This is a genomic window from Paenibacillus sp. B01, assembly GCF_009649995.1.
Classification (GTDB): Bacteria; Bacillota; Bacilli; order Paenibacillales; family Paenibacillaceae; genus Paenibacillus_O; species Paenibacillus_O pasadenensis.
Genome location: NZ_CP045802.1, coordinates 259628 through 282500, shown reverse-complemented (window position 1 = coordinate 282500; position 22873 = coordinate 259628). Strand labels below are relative to the sequence as shown.

General features: G+C 65.1%; 17 protein-coding genes, 1 other RNA gene and 1 pseudogene. 2 read left to right on the top strand and 17 right to left on the bottom strand.

Annotated features, from left to right (window positions below):
- Positions 1-99: 99 nt before the first annotated feature.
- From GE073_RS01245 to rpoE, 11 genes and pseudogenes are all read right to left on the bottom strand, one after another.
- Complete coding sequence (locus GE073_RS01245) at positions 100-411, bottom strand: YbaB/EbfC family nucleoid-associated protein (RefSeq protein WP_028600629.1); 312 nt, start codon at positions 409-411, stop codon at positions 100-102.
- Positions 412-488: 77 nt separating this feature from the next.
- A complete protein-coding gene (gene dnaX / locus GE073_RS01240) occupies positions 489-2267 on the bottom strand; it encodes a DNA polymerase III subunit gamma/tau (protein ID WP_028600630.1) in 1779 nt (592 codons plus the stop codon).
- A 303-nt stretch (positions 2268-2570) separates the two neighbouring features.
- Positions 2571-2836, bottom strand: an RNA gene (gene ffs / locus GE073_RS01235) — signal recognition particle sRNA large type.
- 147 nt (positions 2837-2983) lie between these two features.
- Positions 2984-3397 (bottom strand): hypothetical protein, encoded by a 414-nt coding sequence (locus GE073_RS01230; RefSeq protein WP_028600631.1) that lies wholly within the window; start codon positions 3395-3397, stop codon positions 2984-2986.
- Between the two features lie 77 nt (positions 3398-3474).
- Positions 3475-3672 (bottom strand): 50S ribosomal protein L31, encoded by a 198-nt coding sequence (rpmE, locus tag GE073_RS01225; RefSeq protein WP_021882051.1) that lies wholly within the window; start codon positions 3670-3672, stop codon positions 3475-3477.
- A 106-nt stretch (positions 3673-3778) separates the two neighbouring features.
- A complete protein-coding gene (locus tag GE073_RS01220) occupies positions 3779-5035 on the bottom strand; it encodes a radical SAM family protein (protein WP_101808352.1) in 1257 nt (418 codons plus the stop codon).
- Positions 5036-6051: 1016 nt separating this feature from the next.
- Positions 6052-7344, bottom strand: a pseudogene (gene rho, locus GE073_RS01215) (transcription termination factor Rho); the annotation flags it as partial.
- 342 nt (positions 7345-7686) lie between these two features.
- Complete coding sequence (locus GE073_RS01210) at positions 7687-8940, bottom strand: UDP-N-acetylglucosamine 1-carboxyvinyltransferase (RefSeq protein ID WP_028600633.1); 1254 nt, start codon at positions 8938-8940, stop codon at positions 7687-7689.
- A gap of 203 nt (positions 8941-9143) precedes the next feature.
- Entirely contained in the window at positions 9144-9545 is a 402-nt protein-coding gene (locus GE073_RS01205; RefSeq protein ID WP_028600634.1) for a response regulator, read from the bottom strand.
- Positions 9546-9774: 229 nt separating this feature from the next.
- Positions 9775-11376 carry a CTP synthase gene (locus tag GE073_RS01200; RefSeq protein ID WP_028600635.1) on the bottom strand — a complete coding sequence of 534 codons (1602 nt, stop codon included), beginning with the start codon at positions 11374-11376 and terminating at the stop codon, positions 9775-9777.
- A gap of 367 nt (positions 11377-11743) precedes the next feature.
- Complete coding sequence (gene rpoE, locus GE073_RS01195; protein ID WP_101808351.1) at positions 11744-12298, bottom strand: DNA-directed RNA polymerase subunit delta; 555 nt, start codon at positions 12296-12298, stop codon at positions 11744-11746.
- 401 nt (positions 12299-12699) lie between these two features.
- On the opposite strand from rpoE, the gene GE073_RS01190 reads away from it, so the two are divergent.
- Positions 12700-13818 (top strand): S8 family peptidase, encoded by a 1119-nt coding sequence (locus GE073_RS01190; protein WP_416362082.1) that lies wholly within the window; start codon positions 12700-12702, stop codon positions 13816-13818.
- A gap of 44 nt (positions 13819-13862) precedes the next feature.
- Here GE073_RS01190 and argS read toward each other — a convergent pair whose 3' ends face one another.
- The 6 genes from argS to speE form a co-directional block, all read right to left on the bottom strand.
- Positions 13863-15539 (bottom strand): arginine--tRNA ligase, encoded by a 1677-nt coding sequence (argS, locus tag GE073_RS01185; RefSeq protein WP_153782570.1) that lies wholly within the window; start codon positions 15537-15539, stop codon positions 13863-13865.
- On the bottom strand, positions 15536-16084 hold the full coding sequence (locus tag GE073_RS01180) for a YwiB family protein (protein ID WP_194843236.1): 549 nt from the start codon (positions 16082-16084) through the stop codon (positions 15536-15538). The genes argS and GE073_RS01180 overlap by 4 nt, the downstream gene beginning before the upstream one ends.
- A 1378-nt stretch (positions 16085-17462) precedes the next feature.
- Entirely contained in the window at positions 17463-17993 is a 531-nt protein-coding gene (locus GE073_RS01175; RefSeq protein WP_153782568.1) for a DNA-deoxyinosine glycosylase, read from the bottom strand.
- A gap of 47 nt (positions 17994-18040) precedes the next feature.
- A complete protein-coding gene (locus tag GE073_RS01170) occupies positions 18041-18304 on the bottom strand; it encodes a DUF7667 family protein (protein ID WP_180968421.1) in 264 nt (87 codons plus the stop codon).
- Between the two features lie 128 nt (positions 18305-18432).
- Entirely contained in the window at positions 18433-19302 is an 870-nt protein-coding gene (speB, locus tag GE073_RS01165) for an agmatinase (protein ID WP_028600641.1), read from the bottom strand.
- A complete protein-coding gene (speE, locus tag GE073_RS01160; protein ID WP_028600642.1) occupies positions 19303-20130 on the bottom strand; it encodes a polyamine aminopropyltransferase in 828 nt (275 codons plus the stop codon).
- Between the two features lie 446 nt (positions 20131-20576).
- On the opposite strand from speE, the gene GE073_RS01155 reads away from it, so the two are divergent.
- Complete coding sequence (locus GE073_RS01155) at positions 20577-22718, top strand: transglycosylase domain-containing protein (protein WP_028600643.1); 2142 nt, start codon at positions 20577-20579, stop codon at positions 22716-22718.
- Positions 22719-22873: the final 155 nt, after the last annotated feature.

Here is a 22873-nt window from a genome sequence, read left to right as displayed (position 1 = left end):
TCGGTACGGCCCCCCGCGAATCGGGAGGCCGTACCGCCACCGCGCGCATCTCGCGCGGCCCAGGGGGCGCCTTATGCGGCGCCTAGGCGTTGATCGGGACTAGAACAGGCCCGGAATCTTCATGCCGCCGGTGAACTTGCTCATGTCCTTGTTGGCGAGCTCGTCGGCTTTGGTGATCGCATCGTTGACCGCGGTCAGAACGAGATCCTGCAGCATCTCGACATCGTCCGGATCGACCGCTTCCGGCTTGATCGCGATGCTGACGAGCTTCTTGTGTCCATTGACGACCGCAGTCACGACGCCGCCTCCGGCCGTGCCTTCGACCTGCTTCGTCTCGAGCTCCTCCTGCGCCTTCATCATCTGCTCCTGCATCTTCTTCACTTGCTTCATCATTTGGTTCATGTTGTTCATATCGGTCACCTCTATTCCGGAATTGGACTTGCACGTACGGTCTGGCTTCTCCCTCTGGAGTTCGAGGCTTCGGCGTCTTACTCCTTCTTGAGCTCAACCAGGTCCTCGCCGAACATCTTGAACGCTTCCTCCACCCATTCCGGCCGTGCCGGAGGGGCGATCGGATCATCATGGGAGAGCTCGAACGGCTCGGCTCCGCTCTCCGCAGCCGGCTCCGAAGCCGCCTGCTGCCAATCCTTCTGCATGACGGTCGCCAGCTGCAGCGGCTTGCCGAACGCCTCCTGCAGCACGCGCTCGATCAGCTCGCGGTTGGCCTGCTTCTCCGTCGTCTCGCGGTGGATCGTATTTTTGAACGCGATGAGCGCCGTGTCGCCCGCCCAGGAGACCGGCTCGCCGTCGACGAGCCAAGCGTGGACGGTGACGCGCGCATCCTTGACGCGCGCGAGCACTTCCGCCCACTTGGCGCGCAGCTGGGCGGTGTCGGGGCTGCCCGCGGCGGAGACGAAGGGATCGAGCTTGACGGTCCGGAGGCTGCCTCCGGACCGCGGGCCGAACCCGCCGCCGCCGCGGGCGGGAGCGCCGCGCGGCGGCGCGGCGGCGGCCGGAGCCGCCGCGACTGCGGCGCCTCCGCTGCGCTGAAGCTGCTCGAGCTTGCGCTCGAGCTGGTCGATCCGCTGCTGCAGCGCGGCGACTTCATGGCCGGAGGGGCCGGGGGCCGCTGCCCCCCGCCGCTCCGCCGCAGGCTGCGCGCCCGCGGCGGGAGCTCCGCTCTCCGGCAGGGTGCAGATCTTGAGCAGCGCGACCTCGAACAGCGTCTGCGGGTGGGCGGCGTGGCGCATTTCGTTTTGATACCGGTTGAGCTCGTCGATCATGCGGAAGATGCGCTCCGCGCTGAACCCCTCCGCCATGTCGCGGAAGACGGCGGGATCGGCGAGCCGCCCCATGCCCTGGGCGCTGTCCGGTGCGAGCTTGAGCACGAGCAGGTCGCGGAAGTAGTAGATCAGGTTCTCGAGGCACTTGTCCGGGCTCTTGCCGGCCTGCATGAGGCCCTCGACGAGCGGCAGCACCGCCGCCGCGTCGGAGTCGCGCACCGCGACGGCGATGCCGGCGAACTGGCGGGCGGCGAGGCCGCCGGTGACGTCGACCGCGCCCTCGAGCGTGATCTTCTCCGCGCCGAAGGCGGCCGCCTGCTCCAGCAGGCTGATCGCGTCGCGCATGCCGCCGTCCGACAGGCGGGCGATGTAGTCGAGCGCCTCCGGCTCGGCCTCGATGCCCTCCTCCTGCGTGATCTCGCGCAGCCGCTCGATCTGCTCCTCCAGCGACACCTGGCGGAAGTCGAAGCGCTGGCAGCGCGAGACGATAGTCGCCGGCAGCTTGTGCGGCTCGGTCGTCGCGAGGATGAAGATGACATGGCTCGGCGGCTCCTCGAGCGTCTTCAGAAGCGCGTTGAACGCTTCCGTCGTGAGCATGTGGACCTCGTCGATGATATAGACCTTGTAGCGCACCTCGGACGGCGCGTAGCGCACGCTGTCGCGGATCTCCCGAATCTCGTCGATGCCCCGGTTGGAGGCGGCGTCGATCTCCACAACGTCCATCACCGTGCCGGAGGTAATGCCTCGGCAGGCCGCGCATTCGTTGCAGGGCTCGGGCGCAGGTCCGCGCTCGCAGTTGACGGCTTTGGCGAAAACTTTGGCCGCCGTCGTCTTGCCCGTGCCCCTCGGCCCGTTGAACAAGTAAGCATGCGCGATGCGCTGCTCGCGGATCGCGTTCTGCAGCGTCTGCCGAATATGCTGTTGTCCCACCATGTCCTGGAACGTCTGCGGACGCCAGGCACGGTACAAGGCGATATGAGTCAAAGGTCGGCTTCCTTTCGCGCCGCCGGATGGCGGCCGTTATCGTTCTTCCATTATACATGACCGGGCGGCCGGGCAAAAGGGAAACGCTCTCTGCCGAAGGAATCCGCAAAAGGCGGGCAAGGACGGAAAGCGGGCCGGCAGATGAGCGCGCGAGCAATGGAGAACAGGCTGCGGGGCTCGGCGCCCGGCTTGCGGTCTTACGACTCCATCGACAGTGCGATCTGTCCCTGGACGGCATGAAAAAACGCCGGGCGACGTCTGGAATCAGACAATCGCCCGGCGTGCGGGATTGATCGAGTAGAACCGTGCACCTGCCCTCGATCCATGCGTCCCAGCCGGCACTCCTGCTCCCAGCTCGGGCCAGGCGTCCCTCCGGCACATGAACGGACTTGCTTACGGCTGCTTCCTTCCGGACCTGACCGGGTTCACAAGCGTCCATTGCGGAGGACCCGTCCGTCAACACTGTTCCTAGGCGCCAAACGCTGCAACGCATAACCTACGGCAGGAATTCAACCTCGCTATAGCGGATTGCGAGTTACAGGGCACCGCTACCTCCCCGTCTAGCACGGCAGGGTTTCAGTATAGCCGATTTGCGGGGCTTGCGCAACCGGACGAGACGAGCCTGAAGCGCGCGGCGCCGAGCCGAAGGAGCGAGCGGCCAGCCGCTGCGGAGCTTGCGCTGCGGCGAAGGGTCTTCTGCGGCGGCGGAGCCGCCGTTACGGCGCCAGCTCCGTCACGACATCGTAGCGAGGCATGTTGAAGGCGAGCTGGGACTGGACGCGGGCGCGCATCTCCTCTCGCTGAGCGGAGTTCATGCCGGGGCGCGGCTTCACATAGGCGCGCATCGTCGCGCCGTCGATGACGAGCCGGACGGAGCCGACGCCCTTGACCTCCTTCGCCTTCTGCTCGGCGAAGTTCGCGTCCTGCTGGATGTTCTGCGCATGCGGCGTATTGATGAGATGCGGATTCGTATTGGTCAGGCCGAGCTGGCCGTCGCGGCCGTAGCTCTTGCCTTTCATGGAGTTCGGGCTGCCTCCGCAGCCGGACAGCAAGGCGGCGCCAAGCAGAAGGGCGCCGGCGGACAGCGCGATGCGGCGGGCAAGCGGACGGATCGTAACCATGTGGTGCATGCAAAAAACCTCCCTTTGGCCATAGGATGGCGAAGGGAGGTTTTTCTATACTGCCAATGGCTGGCAGCTGAAGTCGATTAGATGCCGTATTTCTTTTTGAAACGGTCTACGCGGCCGCCGGCGTCCAGGAACTTCTGCTTGCCCGTGAAGAACGGGTGGCAAGCGGAGCAGATCTCCACGCGCAGGTTCGGTTTTACGGAACCGGTCTCGAACGTGTTGCCGCAAGCGCAAGTAGCCGTTGTCACGTGGTATTTCGGATGAATAGCCTCTTTCATCGTCTTTCACCTCTTTTGCCCTGAGCTTCATGCGAGCCCAGAGTTATCGCAATACTTGAATACTATATCATGCATGCCCGTACCGCGCAATGCCCTTCGGCCGCTCTCAGCGGCGGCGGGCCAGCTCGGCCGGAGGCACATGCGTGTACGAGCCGATGACGACATCCGGCAGCTCCTCGCGGAAGATTTCCAGCATCTGCTTCATGCCGTAAATCTCTCCGCGCGCCTTGGGGATGAGGTTCAGGTAGCTCTCCGGGTCGATGTTGAGGTTGCGCATCTGGATGAGCCGCAGGCCGGTCCGGCGCACGAACTCGATCATCGCCTCCATCTCCTCCTCGCGGTCGGTGACGCCCGGGAAGATGAGGTAGTTGATGGACGTGTAGACGCCTTGGTCGGCGGCGTAGCGGAGCGATCTCTCGACATTTTTCAGCGTGTAGGCCCGAGGCTTGTAGTAGGCGTTGTAATGGTCGTCGAGCGCGCTGATCGTGCTGACGCGCATCAGATCGAGGCCCGAGTCGACGATTGCCCGCATGAAGTCGGTCAGGCCGGCGTTGGTGTTGATGTTGATGTAGCCCATCGAGGTCTGCTCGCGCACGCGGCGGATCGCCTCGACGATGATCTTGACCTGCGTAGACGGCTCGCCCTCGCAGCCCTGCCCGAAGCTGATGATCGACTCCGGCGTGCGCAGCTGCTCCAGCATGATCTGCACGACCTCGTCGACGGTCGGCTTGAAGTTCATGCGCGTCTGCGGAGCCGGGAACGCGCTGTCCTCCGGCTGCTCGGAGATGCAGCCGAAGCAGCCGGCGTTGCAGGAATAGGAGACGGGAACCGCTCCTTCCCAGCGCTGCAGGAACGTATTGGAAGCGGTCAGGCATTCGTAGCCGAGCGCGCAATGGGACAGATGCTCGTACAGCCGGTTGTCCGGATACTTGGCCAGCAGCTCCTCCACCTTGACGTTCAGCTCGGTCCGGTCGCAGTTCAGCGGGTTCCATCGCTCGGGATCGTCGCACTGCTCGGCGGCGGCCCAGAAGCGGCCGTCCTTCCAGACGACGGCGGTATAGCCGAACAGCGGCAGCACGGCCGTCTTGTCCGACTTGGCGTAGCCCGGCAGCGCGAGGCGGGTGAAGCCCTGCGGCAGCAGCGCCCCGACCGCCTGATACGGCCCCGGCAGCAGCTCCATCTTGCCGCTCGGGCCGATGCCGATCGGACGCGTGCCCGGCAGCCCCACCAGCGTGGCGCCCTCCGGCAGAGGAATCAGCTCCTCCTCCATCAGCTCGATGACGATGTCCCCGCCGCGGCCGAGGCCGGTCCAGTCGGGATGGTCGAACAATTGGCCTTGTTCGTCGGCATATACAAGATTCATGATGTCCTCCTAAAGTCTGTGCGAAGCGCCGGCGGTCATTCGGCCGGCGGCGTATCGGTCGGCGCGGCTTTGGCGCGCGTCGTGCGGCGGGCCGGCGCGGCCGGCTTGTCGCCGGCCGCCGGTGCGGCTGCACGCGCGGCGGATGCGGCGCGCGTGCGCTTCGCCGGCGCGGCTTCGGCCGCCGGCGCATCGGGAGCGGCCGCGGATGCGGCGGCCGCCTTGCTGCCGCGCGGCGAGCGCGGCGCGGCGCTGGCGCCGGCATCCGCGGCGGCTGCGCGCGTGCGCTTCGCCGGCGCGGCCGGAGCCTCCGCGGCCGGCGCCTCCGCGGCTGCGCCGGCATCCGGCGCGGCGGCGACTCGCGCCGCCGCCGTACGCGCCGAGGCGGCGCGCACGCGCGGCTGCGGCGCTGCGGCAGCCGGCTCGGCCGCCGCCGGCGTGCCGGCGCTGGCCGCGACGCGCGGCGCCTCCGCCGCAGGCGCTGCCTGCGGCGCGGCTGCGCTCGCCCGCGGCTGCGCGGCAGCCGGCTCGGCCGCGGCGTTGCCGGCCTCGGCGGCACGCGCCGCCGGGCGCTCGCCGCCTGCCGGCTGCTCCGGCTGCGGAGCGGCGCCTGCGCCCGGACGCTGCGCCGGGCTGTACCCGCCCGCGCGCGCGCCGGCTGCCGACGCGGCCGGACGAGCGCCGGACGCGCCCGGACGCGATGCTGCGCCCGGACGAGCGCCCGTGCCGCTGCGGCCCGCGTAGGAGCCGCCGGCGGAAGCGCTCGGCCGCGATGCGCCGTAGCTGCCGGTCTCGCCCCGGCTGGCGTAGCCGCTCTCGGAGCGGGCCGAGCTGTTGGAGAAGCCGCCGGCGGAAGAGCTGGCCGCGCCATTGCCGCCGCCAGCAGCCGTTCCGCCGCTCCCGGAAGCGTAGCTGCGGTAGCCTTGTCCCGTCGCGCCATGGTTGCGGTAAGCGGACGTGTTGGAAACGATCGGGCTGCCGCCGGCCGGCGTGCCCGGAGCTTGTCCGCCGGAGCCGCTGCCGGAGCTGCTGCCGCCTGCGGAAGACTGGCTCGGCCGTTGGCCGTTCTTGGACTCCAGCGTCGTCAGGAATTCCGCGTTCGTCTTGGACTCGCCGAGCTTCTTGAGGAAGTTGTCGACGAACTCCATCGAGTCGTTCATGTTCTTGCGGATGACCCAGATCTTGTCCAGCTCCTCCTTGCTGAGCAGCAGATCCTCGCGGCGCGTGCCGGAGCGGCGGATGTCGAGAGCCGGGAAGATCCGGCGCTCGGCGAGCTTGCGGTCCAGGTGCAGCTCCATGTTGCCGGTCCCTTTGAACTCCTCGTAGATGATGTCGTCCATGCGCGAGCCGGTGTCGATCAGCGCCGTGGCGAGGATCGTCAGGCTGCCGCCCTCCTCGATGTTGCGCGCCGAGCCGAAGAAGCGCTTCGGCCGGTGGAACGCCGCCGGATCGATGCCGCCGCTGAGCGTCCGCCCGGACGGCGGGATGACGAGGTTGTAGGCGCGCGCCAGGCGGGTGATGCTGTCGAGCAGGATGACGACATCCTTTTTATGCTCGACCATGCGCAGCGCCCGCTCCAGCACAAGCTCCGCCACCTTGATATGGTTTTCCGGCAGCTCGTCGAACGTCGACGCCACGACCTCGCCCCGCACGGAGCGCTGCATGTCGGTCACTTCCTCCGGACGCTCGTCGATGAGCAGCACGAACAGCTCGATCTCCGGGTTGTTCTCGGAGATGCTGTTGGCGATCTCCTTGAGCAGCAGCGTCTTGCCCGCCTTCGGCGGCGCGACGATCAGCCCCCGCTGGCCGAGGCCGACGGGCGCGAGCAGATCCATGATGCGGGCCGACAAGCGATGCGGGGTCGTTTCCAGGACGAGCTTCTTTTGCGGAAAAAGGGGGGTCAGCGCCGGGAAATGCAGGCGGTCGGCTGCCGTTTCCGGACTCATGCCGTTGACGGCGTTCACTTGCAGCAAGCCGAAATAACGTTCGTTTTCTTTCGGAGGACGGCATTTGCCGGAGACGAGGTCGCCGCTGCGCAGGTCGAACCGGCGGATCTGGGACGACGAGATGTAGATGTCCTCGTTGCTCGGCAAATAGTTGATCGGACGGAGGAAGCCGAAGCCTTCCGGCAGGATGTCCAACACGCCCTGCATGAACAGCAGCCCTCCGCGCTCCGCCTGCGCCCGCAGGACGGCGAAGACCAGCTCTTTCTTCTTCATCTGGTTGAAGCTCGGCACCTCGAACTGCTTGGCGAGCTTGTACAGATCATTCAATGACATTGCTTCCAGATCAGCGATCTGAAATTCGCTCATGATCTCACCACTTTATTCAGTTTTCGCACCTTAATCTTTACCTCATGTCGGGACGATCCGAATCTATGACTTCGATTCTCTTATTGTGTCCGGGCGGGCTTCGCCCTAACCTTCGAATCAGGATGGCAGAGGAATCGCATTAGCTCTAGGAAGGTCTGGAAGAGGGCTTGAAGGCGGGTGCAGGGGAAAAGAAAGCGCCCTGGCCCGCGGGAGCGGGCCAGTCGACGTCTGGATAGAGATAGGCAAGCCGAAGGCAGGCGCGGCTCGCGGCCGCCGCCTCGGGCGGTTCAAGCAAAAGGCCTCATCCGCAGCCGGTGCCGGCGCGGAGAGAGGGCAGGCGGCTTACTCCTGCTCCCGCCATACGTCGGCGCCGAGCCGCCGCAGGTTCTCGACCAAATTGTCGTAGCCGCGGTCGATGTACTCGACGCCGGTAATTTCGGTGACGCCCTCGGGCACGGTCAGACCGGCGACGACAAGCGCCGCTCCGGCTCGCAGGTCGGCGGCGCGCACCTTGGCCGCGTTGAGCGGGCCGCCCTCGATGATCGCCGAGCGCCCCTCCACGCGGATGCCCGCGCCCATGCGCACGAGCTCCGGCACATGCTTGAACCGGTTGCTGTAGACGTAATCCGTCAGGATGCTGACGCCGGAAGCTTGCGTGAGCAGGCTCGTCATCGGCGACTGCAGGTCTGTCGCGAAGCCGGGATAGACGAGCGCCCGCACGTCGATCGGCTCATAGGCCGGCGCGCCGACGATGCGGATGGACTCGTCCATCTCGATCACCTGCACGCCCATCTCCACGAGCTTGGCGCTCATCGCTTCCATATGCTTGGGGATGACGCCGTCGATGACGACGTCGCCGCGGGTCGCGGCGGCCGCGATCATGTAGGTCCCGGCCTGGATGCGGTCCGGGATGATGGAGTGGCGGCAGCCGTGCATCGCCTCCACGCCCTCGATCCGGATCGTCTCCGTGCCGGCGCCCTTGATGCGGGCTCCCATAGCGTTGAGCAGCGTCGCTACATCTATGATTTCAGGCTCCTTGGCCGCGTTCTCGATCGTCGTGACGCCCTTGGCCCTGGAGGCGGCCAGCATGATGTTGATCGTCGCTCCGACGCTGACGACGTCCAGGTAGATCTTGGCACCGCGCAGCTCGCGGGCGAAGATGCGGATCGAGCCGTGCTCGTTGGACACTTCCGCGCCGAGCGCCTCGAAGCCCTTGATATGCTGGTCGATCGGACGAGGCTCGAAGTTGCATCCGCCGGGCAGGCCGATGACCGCTTCGCCGAAGCGGCCGAGCAGCGCTCCCATCAAATAATAGGAAGCCCGCAGCAGCTTCACCTTGCCGTCCGGCATCGGCGCCGACCGCAGGCGGGAAGGATCGATCCGCATCGTGTCGCCGCTCCAGGATACGCCGGCCCCGAGCTGCTCCAGGATCTCCCCATACACCGCCACGTCGCTCAGCTGCGGCAGGTTGTCCAGAACGACTTCAGATTCCGCCAGAATGGCGGCGGGCAGCAGCGCGACCGCGCTGTTCTTGGCACCGCTGATCTGCACCGTGCCTCGCAGCGGACGTCCGCCGCGAACCATTAGTTTCTCCATTAATGCTGTATCCTCCCCGGGAAGAAGCAGGCCGCGCCGCGCGCTGACGCGCGACGCCCTGCAGCTGAAAACAACGCAGCGCGCGCCGGCAATGCAGCTGCAAGGGCGCGCGCTCATCGTTTGTGGTTGGTTCAGTCCAATGAAGCGGGTCATTCTGGGCTATTATATCATACTTGTCCGGGCATAAAAACAGGCCCTGCTGCTCAGGACCCGATCGCGTATTTGCTGTTGTTCTCGTCGTCGCGGCGCAGCTGCATGTTGACCGCGAGCCTCATCTCGTCGATGTCGAACGGCTTGGTGAAGTGCATGACCGCGCCGAGATCGGTCGCTTCCTTGATCATGTCCAGCTCGCCGTAAGCCGTCATCATGATCACCTTGATGCTGCGGTCGATCGTCTTGACATGCTTGAGGATCTCCAGTCCGTCCATGCCGGGAATCTTCATGTCCAGCAGGACCAGATCCGGACTTTCGTTGCGGACGATCTCCAGGGCCAGCTTGCCGTTGGAAGCCTGAAAGGTCGTATATCCCTCGCTCGTAAATACCTCCATTAGCAGCACGCGGATTCCGTTCTGGTCATCCACGATGAGTACCTTCTTCTTGTCCAACTTCTCTACCTCCCGTTAGGTTCTCTCTTCGACAGATCTAGCTGCTCTATGTGTCGGATCGTTGGCGTCTGCGGCGATGAGACGGTAAGGCAACGGCTTTCGGATTTTGCCCACCCCCTATATTCGCCCTGCCCCTTCTATCTCCTTCTCTAAATTGGAAAAAAGCCGCCAGCATCGCGAAAGGCGATGCCAGACGGCCAAATAAGAGGGAGCCGGGCTCCTGCGCCGACTACTCGGACAGCTGGAGGGAGGCGTTGACGAAGCCGCGGAACAGCGCCTGCGGGCGGTTCGGGCGAGAGGTGAATTCCGGATGGAACTGGACGGCCAGGAACCACGGGTGCTCCGGCAGCTCGACCATTTCGACGAGGCGTCCGTCCGGCGAGGTGCCGGAGATGCGCAGGCCTGCCTGCTCCACTTGCTCGCGGTACTCGTTGTTGAACTCATACCGGTGACGATGGCGCTCGTAGACGAGCTCGTCGTCGTACTCGCGCGCGGCGAGCGAGCCTTCGGCCAGCTTGCACGGATAGAGGCCAAGGCGCATCGTGCCGCCGAGATCCTCGATATCCTTTTGCTCCGGCAGCAGGTCGATGACCGGATACGGCGTCGTCGGGTTGATCTCGGAGCTGTTGGCCCCGGTCAGGCCGAGCACGTTGCGCGCATACTCGATGACCGCTACCTGCATGCCGAGGCAAATGCCGAAGAACGGCGTGCGGCTCTCGCGGGCGTAGCGGATCGCCGCCACCTTGCCCTCGATGCCGCGGTCGCCGAAGCCGCCCGGCACGAGGATGCCGTTCACGCCGGCGAGCGTCTCGGCCGCGTTGGCGTCGGAGAGCTCCTCGGCGTCGACCCAGCGGATGCTCACTTCGGAGTCGGCCTCGATGCCCGCATGAGCGAGCGACTCGACGATGCTGAGGTAGGCGTCATGCAGCGCCACGTACTTGCCGACGATGGCGATCTCGGTCTTGCGCTTCAGGTTCTTGACGCGGTCGACCAGCTTCGTCCACTCGGCCATGTCGGCTTGCGGAGCCTGCAGCTTGAGATGGTCGACGACGTACTGGTCGAGGCCCTGCTCCTGGAGCATGAGCGGCACCTCGTACAGCGTGGACGCGTCGCGGCATTCGACGACGGCGTTCGGATCGATGTCGCAGAACAGCGCCAGCTTGTTTTTCAGGTCCTCGGAGATCGCTTTCTCGGTCCGGCAGACGATGACGTTCGGCTGGATGCCGATGCTGCGCAGCTCCTTGACGCTATGCTGGGTCGGCTTGGTCTTCACCTCGCCGGCGGCCTTGATGTACGGGATCAGCGTCACATGCACGTACATGACGTTGTCGCGGCCGATGTCGCTCTTGATCTGGCGGATCGCCTCGAGGAACGGCAGGCTCTCGATGTCGCCGACCGTGCCGCCGATCTCCGTGATGACGACGTCGGAGCCGGCTTCGCGGCCGGCGCGGAAGACGCGTTCCTTGATCTCGTTCGTAATATGCGGGATGACCTGGACCGTGCCGCCGAGGTATTCGCCGCGGCGCTCCTTGGTGATGACGGACGAATAGATCTTGCCGGTCGTCACGTTGCTGTTTTTGGACAGGTTGATGTCGATGAAGCGCTCATAGTGGCCGAGGTCGAGATCCGTCTCCGCCCCGTCGTCCGTGACAAAAACTTCTCCGTGCTGGTACGGGCTCATCGTCCCCGGATCCACGTTGATGTACGGATCGAACTTCTGGATCGTAACCTTCAGGCCGCGGTTCTTGAGCAGCCTGCCGAGCGAAGCCGCGGTGATGCCTTTGCCGAGAGACGACACCACACCGCCCGTTACAAAGATATATTTCGTCACTGTTGAATACCCTCCATGCTCCTATGGTTAGTTAAAGGTTGCCCAGGCCGGCCCTGAAACATGGCGCGGACCCCATATAAAAACAAAAAAAGTGTCACCCATATAAAGGGGGCACTTTCTACGATCACCCATGCAAATATGCAGGCAGAACGCTCCGCTGCTTCCTGTCGGAATCGGCGCGAAGCAGCCTTGAGCTGATGATGGTTTCACTAAAAGCTTCAAAAAGCCCATGCAATAGTTTATCTCACCGCAATCCGCCCTGTCAAGGACAAGCCGGACCTTTGCGAAAGGCGCCTCGAATGGAAAAAGGCCCCGAAAACGGGGCCTCGAAGCGGTCCGCCGCCAGCCGGCGGGAACCGAAGATACTTTACTTGCCGCCTTGCTCTTCGTCGGAGTCCTCGTCCTCGAAGTCTTCCTCGTCCTCGTCGTCGGATTCCTCGGCCTCGGCGTCGTCCTCGTCGATCGTCTCGTCGACCGCTTCGGCGTCGTCCTCTTCGCTCTCGTCGAACTCGCGGTCCTCGTCGAACAGGTCGAAGTCCTCCTCGCTCTCGGCGTAGGTGTCTTCCTCCTCCGCCTCGAACGGCTCCTCGTCCTCGAGATCGTCATCGTCGTTGATGATGCGCGGACGCTTGGCGTTCGTGATCGGATCCTCGTTCTTCTCGACCGGATACCAGCGCTTCAGGCCCCAGGTGTTGGAGCCGACGCAGGCGAAGCGGCCGTCGATGTTGATCTCCGTGTAGACCTGGGCGATGACGTTGTTGACTTCCTCTTCCGTCAGGCCGCGGTACTTGGCGATCTCTTTCATCAAGTCGCGATAATAGTAGGGCGTATTGGCCGCTTTCAGCACTTCGAAGGCCAGATCGACCATCGGCATCTCGCGCAGCCGCTCCGCATCGAATTTTTGGGACAGGTTCGTGCTCATCTAATCCAGACACATCCTCTCGGATAATCGTACGCAGCTCATTACGGTTCCATCTTGTCCACAGTCAACCTTTAGTAAAACCTATTTGCCTCAAAAAATCAAGGCGCTTCCTCGAGCGGCTTGTCCGCTTCCAAAAGGGACGCGCGGCCTCATAAAGGAAGAACGAAGGGCTCCCCCTTCGCTCCTGACTGTATCCTTCCGCCTGGAGCGCCTTTCCGAAAAGGAGCGGCGGATTCCCGGCTGCAAGAGTCCGACGACTCTTACTTGCATTGTATGAAGAGCGGAGGGCGATTGACACGAGCCGCGGCCCAAATTGCCGCAAAACGGGCCGATGGCTCTATCGGGCGGAGGGCGGCCCCTCATACACTATCCAAGCATTGTCCGTCAGGAGGGACTTCATCTTGGATCATCTGCTCCGCTGGCTGCGCGACCTCCCCGCCTCCGCCGGCTCTCCGGCAAAACGGCTCATGCTTACCTTCCGCCATCCCGACGACTACCGGGTCTTCCTGCATGCGTGCGGCGAAGCCCTTCTTCCGTCTGAACGGCTCGTTCCCTTGCCTCTCGTCCAGGCGGTCAGCGTGGCGCTGCCCGCCCGGCAGCCGCTGCCCCCTCCGACCGCCGGCGTCATGGCCGAGGAGGACCGCCGGATTACGATGAAAGCGTCCGGACTGCCCAAGACGATGCCCGAAAAGGGTCTGCCCTGGGGCGTGCAGCAGATCCGCGCCCCGCTCGCCTGGAACCGGACGACGGGCCACCGGATCAAGATCGGCGTCATCGACACCGGCGTCGACCACAGCCATCCCGATCTCAAAGCCTCGCTCGGCCGCGGCATCAACCTGATCGACCGCGGCCAGCTGCCCCATGACGACAACGGGCACGGCACCCATATCGCGGGCACGATCGCCGCGGCCAACCAGCCGGGCGGCATGATCGGCGTCGCCCCGCGCTCCATCGTCTATCCCGTCAAGGCGTTCGACCAGAACGGCAGCGCCTATGTGTCGGACATCATCCTCGGCATCGAGTGGTGCGTCCGCAGCGGCATGAACATCATCAACATGAGCTTCGGCATGAAGTCGCGCAGCAAGTCGCTGCACAACGCCGTCATCAGCGCCACGAACGCCGGCGTCGTCATCATCGCTTCCTCGGGCAACGACGGCCGCCGACGCTCGGTCGACTACCCGGCCCGCTATCCGCAGACGATCTCGGTCGGCGCGACGAACCGGCTGCGCCGCATCGCGGCGTTCAGCAACCGCGGCCCCTACATCGACATCTATGCCCCGGGCGACCGGATCCATTCGGCCTGGCTGAAGGGCAAATACCACGAGATGAGCGGCACGTCGATGGCGACCTCGCATGTGAGCGGCGCGGTGGCGCTGCTGCTGGCCCATCAGCCCGGGCTCGATCCGGGCGAGATCCGCGCGATCCTCAAGCGCTCGATGGTGCCGCTTCGCGGAGCGAAGGAAGGGCGCACCCCGGGCGAGCTCGACGTCCTGAAAATGATGAAAGCCGCCGAGGCCTGATGGCTTCGGCGGCTTTCCTTTTGGCGGGGAAGAAACGCTAGCGGCTACATGCGCTCCGGCGCGGATACGCCGATGAGGCGAAGCGCGCTGGCGATGACGGTGCGGACGGCGGCCAGCAGGGCGAGGCGCGCCTGCGTCTGCGCCGCATCCTCGGTGATGGCGCGCTCCGCGCGATAGTAGCTGTGCAGCTGCGAGGCCAGCTCGTACACATAGCGCACGAGGCGATGCGGCGCATGCTGCTCGGCCGCCTGGCGGATCTCCTGCGGATACTCGGCGAGCTTGAGCAGCAGGTCGTATTCATGCTCGCTCGTCAGGCGCGAGAGCTCGACCTGCTCCAGCGGCAGCCGGCTGACGCCCTGCTCCTCGGCCTGGCGCAGGATGCTGCAGATGCGCGCGTGGGCGTACTGCACGTAGTAGACCGGGTTCTCGTTGGAGGTGGAGACGGCCAGGTCCATGTCGAAGTCCAGATGCGAGTCCATGCTGCGCATCGTGAAAAAGTAGCGGATCGCGTCGACGCCGACCTCGTCCATCAGATCCTCCATCGTGACGGCTTTGCCGGTGCGCTTGGACATCTTGACCTTCTCGCCGTTCTGGAACAGGCTGACCATCTGGGCGATCAGCACGACAAGCTTGTCCGGATCGTTGCCGAGCGCCTCCATGGCGGCCTTCATGCGCGGGATGTAGCCGTGATGGTCCGCGCCCCAGATGTTGATCATCGTATCGTAGCCGCGGCCGTACTTGTCGCGGTGGTAGGCGATGTCCGGAGTCAGGTACGTATAGGAGCCGTCGTTCTTGATGAGGACGCGGTTCTTGTCGTCGCCGTAGGCGGTCGTGTTCAGCCACGTCGCGCCTTCTTCCTCGTACACCTGGCCCTTCTCGCGCAGCGCGTCGAGCGCCTGGACGACGAGTCCCTTTTCGTAAAGGGACGTCTCGCTGTACCACAGGTCGAACGGCACGCGGAAGCGCTCGAGGTCGCGCTTGATCTTGCCGAGCTCGCGCTCGAGGCCGTACGCCTTGAAGAACGCGAAGCGCTCTTCGTCCGTCAGCGAAAGCAGGCTGTCGCCCTTCTCCGCGGCCAGCTCCTTGGCGAAGCCGACGATGTCCTCGCCGTGGTAGCCGTCCTCCGGCAGCTCCGCCTGCTGGCCGAGCTGCTGGCGGTAGCGCGCCTCGATCGACCTCGCGAGGTTGTTCACCTGCGCGCCGGCGTCGTTGATGTAGTACTCGCGCGTCACTTCGTTGCCCGCGAAGTCGAGCACGTTGCACAGCGCGTCGCCGACGGCCGCGCCGCGGGCATGGCCCAGGTGCAGGCTGCCGGTCGGGTTGGCGCTGACGAACTCGACCTCCACGCGCTTGCCGGTGCTGGCGCCGCGTCCGTAATTCTCGCCGGCGGCCTCGACCTGGCCGACGACCGGATACAGATACGCGCGGTCCAGGCGGAAGTTGATGAAGCCCGGGCCGGCGATTTCCGCCGACAGGATGGACGCCTTGCCTTTGTCCAGATGCTCCAGGATCGCCTCGGCGATCTGGCGCGGGTTTTTGCGGGCGAGCTTGGTCAGCTGCATCGCGGCGTTCGTCGCGAGGTCGCCGTGCGACTTGTCGCGGGGCACCTCCAGCACGAATACCGGCAGCTCCTCGCGGGGCGCCAGGCCGGCGGCGACGACGGCATCGGCGATGCCCTCGCGGATGGCGGTATAGACTTGCTCCAGCACGTTCTGACTCATGGTTGATTAGCCTCCTGTATCGTAAGCCGCAGTTGGAAGCGGCCGCTTGACTCGTCTTCGATGCGCAGCCGGTACGTCCACGACAGCGTCAGCGGCAGCAGCCCCTCGCCGGGGGAAGATGCCGCCAGCTCCTCGGTCTCGGTGACGAGCGGGAACGACAGATGCGGCGACGCATAGCGCCCGCCGCGAGACTGCCCGGCCGCGAACGTCTGGTCGGACTCCACACCGCCGCGCCGCGTGAGCGTCAGCTCCTCGCCGTTCCAGCGAAGCGTCGTGCGCACGACGCCGTGCAGCTCGTCCCGCTCCTCGTACCGCAGGTAAAGGGAACGCCCCTTGGGGATGAGCTCGCCGCGATGGCGCGCGGCGGGCGCGCGCTTGCCGTCCTGCATGCTGCTGACGGCGATGTCGACGGCAAGCCTGGCGGGACTAGGCCGGGCGACCGGCCCCCCCTCGGCAGAGCCGCCGGCCCGGCCGGCCGATCCAGCGGGGCCGGCGCTGTCCGCGGGGCGCTCCGGCTTGGCGGGGGCTCGATCGTTCCGTTCCATGGCGTTCTCCTCCTTTGGCGCTTCCTGTCGATTGTTCCTATTTACTATATACATGGCGGGCGAAAGTTTCAATGATTGTCCGCCGCGAAAGCTCCAGCGGGCCGGGCGCTCCTCGGGCAGCCGGCCAGCGGGCCGGCCGCTCGCCGCGCGCGGCGAAGCAGCGATTCTTGAAAGGGCGCCGCTCGGGGAGGAAACCCGGCAAGAAGCGACAAGGCCAAACCCGAATAGCCGGCTCGATCAGGGAACTTTGAGTTCCCTCATGCGTCTGAATTGCGCTCGCTGGCTCGATCAGGGAACTTTGAGTTCCCTCGTGCGTCCGATTCGCGCTCGTCGGCTCGATCAGGGAACTTTGAGTTCCCTCATCCGTCCGATTCGCGCTCGTTGGCTCGGCCAGGGAAGTTTGAGTTCCCTCGTGCGTCTGAATCGCGCTTGTTGGTCCGATGAGGGAACTTTGAGTTCCCTCATCCGTCCGATTCGCGCTCGTTGGCTCGGCCAGGGAACTTTAAGTTCCCTCTTGCGTCCGATTCGCGCTCGCCGGTTCGACCAGGGAACTTTGAGTTCCCTCATGGGTCTGAATTGCGCTCGTCGGCTCGATCAGGGAACTTTGAGTTCCCTCGTGCGTCCGATTCGCGCTCGTCGGCTCGACCAGGGAACTTTGAGTTCCCTCGTGCGTCCGATTCGCGCTCGTTGGCTCGACCAGGGAACTTTGAGTTCCCTCATCCGTCCGATTCGCGCTCGTTGGCTCGGCCAGGGAACTTTAAGTTCCCTCTTGCGTCCGATTCGCGCTCGCCGGTTCGACCAGGGAACTTTGAGTTCCCTCATGCGTCCGATTCGCGCTCGTTGGCTCGACCAGGGAACTTTGAGTTCCCTCGTGCGTCCGATTCGCGCTCGTTGGCTCGACCAGGGAACTTTGAGTTCCCTCGTGCGTCCGATTCGCGCTCGTTGGTCCGATCAGGGAACTTTCCGTTCCCTCATGCGTCCGATTCGCACTCGTTGGTCCGATCAGGGAACTTTTAGTCCCCTCATGTGTCCGATTCACGCTCGTTGGCTCGACCAGGGAACTTTGAGTTCCCTCGTGCGTCCGATTCGCGCTCGTTGGTCCGATCAGGGAACTTTTAGTTCCCTCATGCGTCCGATTCGCGCTTGTCGGCTCGACCAGGGAACTTTAAGTTCCCTCATGTGCCCGGATCGCGCTCGTCGCTCGATCAGGGCGCGCCGGGCTCCCTCGTTCGTGCTCCCATCCCGGCAAGGCCATGCAGCGCCATGCGCGACTTGACGAACGAATGCCAAAAAGCCGCCCTAGCTGCAAAGACAGCAAGGCGGCTTGGAGGGCAGCCTCCTGGGAGGCTGGCTGCCGGAGGGAATCCTCCTCGGGAGGCTAGCTGCCCGAGGGAAGCCGCAAGTACGGCTTCAGCGCCTCCCACACCTGCAGCCGGTCCTCCAGCGTGCGCATCGCCGGAGTCGGCACGGGGCTCGTCGACGGCATCCGCAGCAGATCGAGGCCCGCCAGAGCCGGATGGTCCTTGAAATGCTTCACATAGATCGAATGCGACTTCGTGCCGTTGAAGGCGAGCGCCCGCAGCGTCGGATGCGCCTTGACCAGTTCCGGCAGATCGTTCGGCTCCGCGTCGCGGATGTTCATGTCGAGGCTGCCCGGCCGGACGCATGAGCCGATCATGTCCCACATGCCGACGCCGATGCGAGCGGCGTAGCGGACGCGCTCCTCGTACGTCTCGTCCGGCTCGCGGCCGGACAGGGCGTACAGGATGCGCCATAGAAAATTGCGGTCGTTCGCATAGTAGCGCTGCGCCTGCAGCGACTTGACGCCGGGCATGCTGCCCAGCACGAGCACGGTCGCCCCCGGCTCGATGAGCGGCGGGAACGAGTAGACTTTGGTCGGCTCCGACAAGCGGATCCCTCCTCGGGACGGCAAGTCGAGACGGGCCGGCGCCAGCTCTACATCTGGCCGTTCTTGCCCCGGAAGGCCGGCGGCGTGCCGTCGAGCTTCTCGATCTTGCCGCAGATTTCGTGATGCCACTCCGTATCGTCGGTCATCGACGCCAGCAGCGACATATTGTACAGATTGGCCAGACGCCGGCAATGCGAGGCGTTCACCGCCAGGCAATGCTCGAAGTCCGCTTGCTCCTCGTCCGTCAGCGCGCGGCGCTCGCGGATCGTCCACAGCTCCGCCAGATGCTCATGAATCGGCAGCAGTCCCATGTTTCAAGCACCTCCTTGGATTCTATCAGCCAGTATGGCCAAAGAAGAAGAGGTTCAAGCAGCCGGCGCCGCCGAAAGCGAAAAATCCCCGCCCTTCCAAAGGAAGCGGCGGGGAACGAAAAAGCCCTTTACTTGATGAAGCCGAGCAGCATCTCGCGAATGACCTTGGAAGCGACGATCTGCGTCTGCTCCGTCGGGTCGTAGGCCGGCGCGACCTCCACGAGATCGCAGCCGACGACGTTCACGCCGGAGCGCGCGATCGCGTGCACCGCTTCGAGCAGCTCCTTGCTCGTGATGCCGCCCGCCTCGGCAGTGCCGGTGCCCGGCGCGGCCGACGGATCCAGCACGTCGATGTCGATCGTCAGGTAGACCGGACGTCCTTCCAGCTCCGGCAGCGCCTTCTTGAGCGGCTCGAGCACCTCGAACGGGTGGAAGTTGATGTTCTCGCGGGCGAACTGCCACTCCTCGCGGGAGCCGGAGCGGATGCCGAACTGGTAGACGTTCTGGCCGCCGATCAGGCCGGCCGCCTTGCGCAGCGGCGTCGAGTGGGACAGCGGCTCGCCTTCGTACGATTCGCGCAGGTCCGCGTGGGCGTCGAAGTGGATGATCGCGAGGTCCGGGTACTTCTTGTAGACCTCCTGGAAGATCGGCCAGCTGACGAGATGCTCGCCGCCGATGCCGACCGGCATCTTGCCGTCCGCCAGCACGCCGGCGACGAACTCGCCGATGATGTCGAGCGAGCGGGCCGCGTTGCCGAACGGCAGCAGCAGGTCGCCGGCGTCGAAGTACTCGATGTCCTCGAGGCTGCGGTCGAGGTACGGGCTGTACTCCTCGAGGCCGATCGACACCTCGCGGACGCGGGCCGGGCCGAAGCGGGAGCCGGGACGGAAGCTCACGGTGAAGTCCATTGGCATGCCGTAGATGACGGCGCGCGACGCTTCATAGTTCTCGGAGCTCAGGATGAAGACGTTGCCGGAGTATTTCTGGTCGATTTTCATTTATTTCACCAGATCCTCGACGAACTTCGGCAGCACGAACGCGGCCTTGTGCAGGCGCGGCGTGTAGTACTTCGTCTCGCGCTCCGGAATCGCCGTCTCGTCGACCGCGAGCGGATCATGCTGCTTGGAGCCCATCGTGAACGTCCAGAGGCCGGACGGATACGTCGGCACGTTGGCCCAGAACACGCGCACGACCGGGAACACTTCCTTGACGTCGCGGTTGACGCTCTGGATGAGGTCGGCCTTGAACCAAGGGTTGTCCGTCTGCGCCACGAACAGGCCGTCTTCCTTGAGCGCCTCGTAGATGCCCTGGTAGAAGCCGCGCGTGAACAGGTTGGCCGCCGGGCCGACCGGCTCGGTGGAGTCGACCATGATGACGTCGTATTCGTTCTTGTGGTCGTGGATATGCATGAAGCCGTCGTTCACATGCACCTCGACGCGCGCGTCGTCCAGGCCGGATGCGATGTTCGGCAGATACTTCTTGGAGTATTCGATGACCTTGCCGTCGATGTCGACGAGCACGACGCGCTTGACCTTCTCATGCTTGAGGATCTCGCGCACGACGCCGCCGTCTCCGCCGCCGACGACGAGCACCTGCTCCGGGTTCGGATGCGTGTTGAGCGCCGGGTGGGCGACCATCTCATGATAGACAAACTCGTCCTTGTCGGTCGTCATGACCATGCCGTCGAGCACGAGCATCGTGCCGAACTCCTCGGTCTCGATCATGGCGAGCTGCTGGAAGTCCGTCTGCTCGTGGACGTAGGTTTCCTTTACTTTGGCGGTGATGCCGTACGACTCGGTCTGTTTCTCGGTATACCACAATTCCATGGTAAGAGTCCCTTCTTTCTTCTTCAGGTTTGGGGACGGGAAACCCGTCCATCGGAAGACCGCCCCGGCCTGCCGGCTGGCCCAAGCGGCACGCTCCTTCGTCCTCGGACGAAGGCGTGCGCGGCGGAGCGGCCAGAATCTATATCGGATACCAGATATATTCAGGCGCGAGAACTCGAAGCGCAGGGATGCCCCCGAAGGCTCTTACGCATACATTTCTCCCATTCGAAAGGCTGCGGCAAAAGCATATCCTGCCGAATCAGCCCCCTTAAGGTCGACGGTTCAACCTGTATTATAGTCAAAAGCCCCCCTCAATACAAACCCTTTCCGCATGGCTTTACAGCGGTTTTAAAGAGCGGAACGGCCCTCTCGCCGGGCTCGTATATTCCCGCCTCCCGATATCCATACTATGGAAAACCATGTCGAATCCTCGGGAGGAACCGCTCGTGACCAAACGTCCCGCCTGGCGCCGGAAAAAGAAGGCCGAAAGCTCGCCAAAGGCCGCCCGGCCGCCTCTCGCCGAAGGCCGCTCCGGCCATCGCTCGCGCAGCCCGCTGCGCTGGCTGGCGCTGCTCGCCGGCACCGGCTTCTCGCTCGCGCTGCTGCTGCTCGCGGCCGTGCTGCTGACGCTGCGCCTGCAGTCGCTGCCCGTCTCGTCCGCGTCGGAGGTGACGCAGATCTACGACGCCTCCGGCAATCTGCTCGACTCCTTCCACGCCGGACAGACGCGAGAAAGCGTGCCCCTCTCCCGCATCTCTCCCGATCTGGTCGAGGCGACGATCGCCATCGAGGACCGCCGCTTCTACAGCCATGGCGGCTTCGACCTGCGCGGCATGGCCCGCGCCGCGCTCGTCAACCTCGAGAGCGGCCGCGCCCGCCAAGGGGCGAGCACGATCACGCAGCAGCTCGCCCGAAACCTCTATCTCACCCATGAGCGCACGTGGAAGCGCAAGCTCAAGGAGGCGGCGTACACCGCCCAGCTGGAGATGAACCTGTCCAAGGAGCAGATCCTCGGCCAGTATTTCAACCAGATCTACTACGGGCATGGCGCGTACGGCATCGAGCGGGCGTCCAAGATGTACTACGGCAAGCACGCTTCCGAGCTGACGCTGGCGGAGGCCGCGATGCTCGCCGGCGTGCCGAAGGGGCCGAAATACTACTCGCCCTATCTGAACGAAGCGAACGCCTATCGCCGGCAGAAGCTCGTGCTCGCCGCGATGGTCGAGACCGGCGCGATCACCGCCGAGCAGGCGGCTGCCGCCCGCGCGGAAAAGCTGGAGCTGAAGCCGCTGCAGCCGGCCGGCAGCGGGGGCGGCGCGCCGTACTTCCGCGACTATGTGCGGCAGACGGCAGTCGACCAGCTCGGCCTCGACGAAGGGCTGATCAGCGAGGGCGGCGCGCGCATCTATACGACGCTCGATCCGGCCATGCAGCAAGCGGCGGAAGCCGCCGTCAAGGAAGGGCTGCCCGCCAGCTCGCAGCAGCAGGCGGCGCTTGTCGCGATCGAGCCGTCGACCGGCTATATCCGCGCGATGGTCGGCGGCCGCGACTACCGCACCGGTCCGTTCAACCGGGCGCTGTCGCGCCGCCAGCCCGGCTCGTCGTTCAAGCCGATCCTGTACCTGGCCGCTCTCCAGAACGGGCTGACCCCGGTGACGCCGTTCACGAGCGCGCCGACGATCTTCAGCTACGACGGCGGCCGCAAGACGTACGCGCCGCACAACTACCACGACCGCTACGCCGGCGGCGACATCACGATGCGCGAGGCGATCGCGAGCTCCGACAACACGTACGCGGTCAACACGATCCTGCGCATCGGCGCCGACAAGGTCGTCTCCGTCGCCCGGCAGCTCGGGCTTGCCGGCGACATGCAGCCGCTGCCCTCGCTCGCGCTCGGCACGTACCCGGCGAGCCCGCTGGAGATGGCATCTGCGTTCGGCGCGCTTGCCGCGGGAGGCGTGCGCGCCGAGCCGACGGCGATCCTGCGCGTCGAGGACAGCAAGGGCGAGGTGCTGTACCGCGCCGAGCCGCGCTTGTCGAGGGTGTCCGACCCCGCTCATGCGTACGTGCTCACCAGCCTGATGGAGAGCGTATTCGAGACCGGCGGCACCGGCAGCCGCGTCTCCGCGATGATCCGCCGCCCTGTCGCCGGCAAGACCGGCACGACGGCCGACGACGCCTGGCTCGTCGGCTATACGCCCGACCTGGCCGCAGCCGTCTGGACCGGCTATGACAAGGGCCGCAGCCTGACGGCATCGGAAGCCCACCGCGCGGCGCCGATTTTCGCCTCCTTCACCGAGAACGCGCTGAGCGGCCGGCCCGCGCGGCCGTTCCAAGTGCCGGACGGCGTCGTCAGCGTCGCCGTCGATCCGGCGAGCGGCCTGCGCTACGGCCCCGGCTGCTCCGGCTGGCGGATGGAGCTGTTCGTCGCCGGCACGGAGCCGGTCGGCGCCTGCGACGGCAGCTCGGCCTCCGGCGCAGAGGCCGTCGCGAATCCCGCTGCCGCCGATCCGTCCGCCAAGCCGGCCCGGGCGGACCAGGAGCGCGGCTGGCTCGGCGGCCTCTCCCGCTGGTGGCGCAAGCGCTAGGGCGTGCTTGCAATCTCCGAAGGAAGCAGATAGGCCCGAATTTTTGTTCCCTGGGAGGAACGTAGACGAAGGCGTACCGGGAGTACGTCGAGTCTGCGTGACGAAGCAGGGGGCAAAAAGGCGGCGATAGATGCCCCTGAGCGGGTTTGCAAACA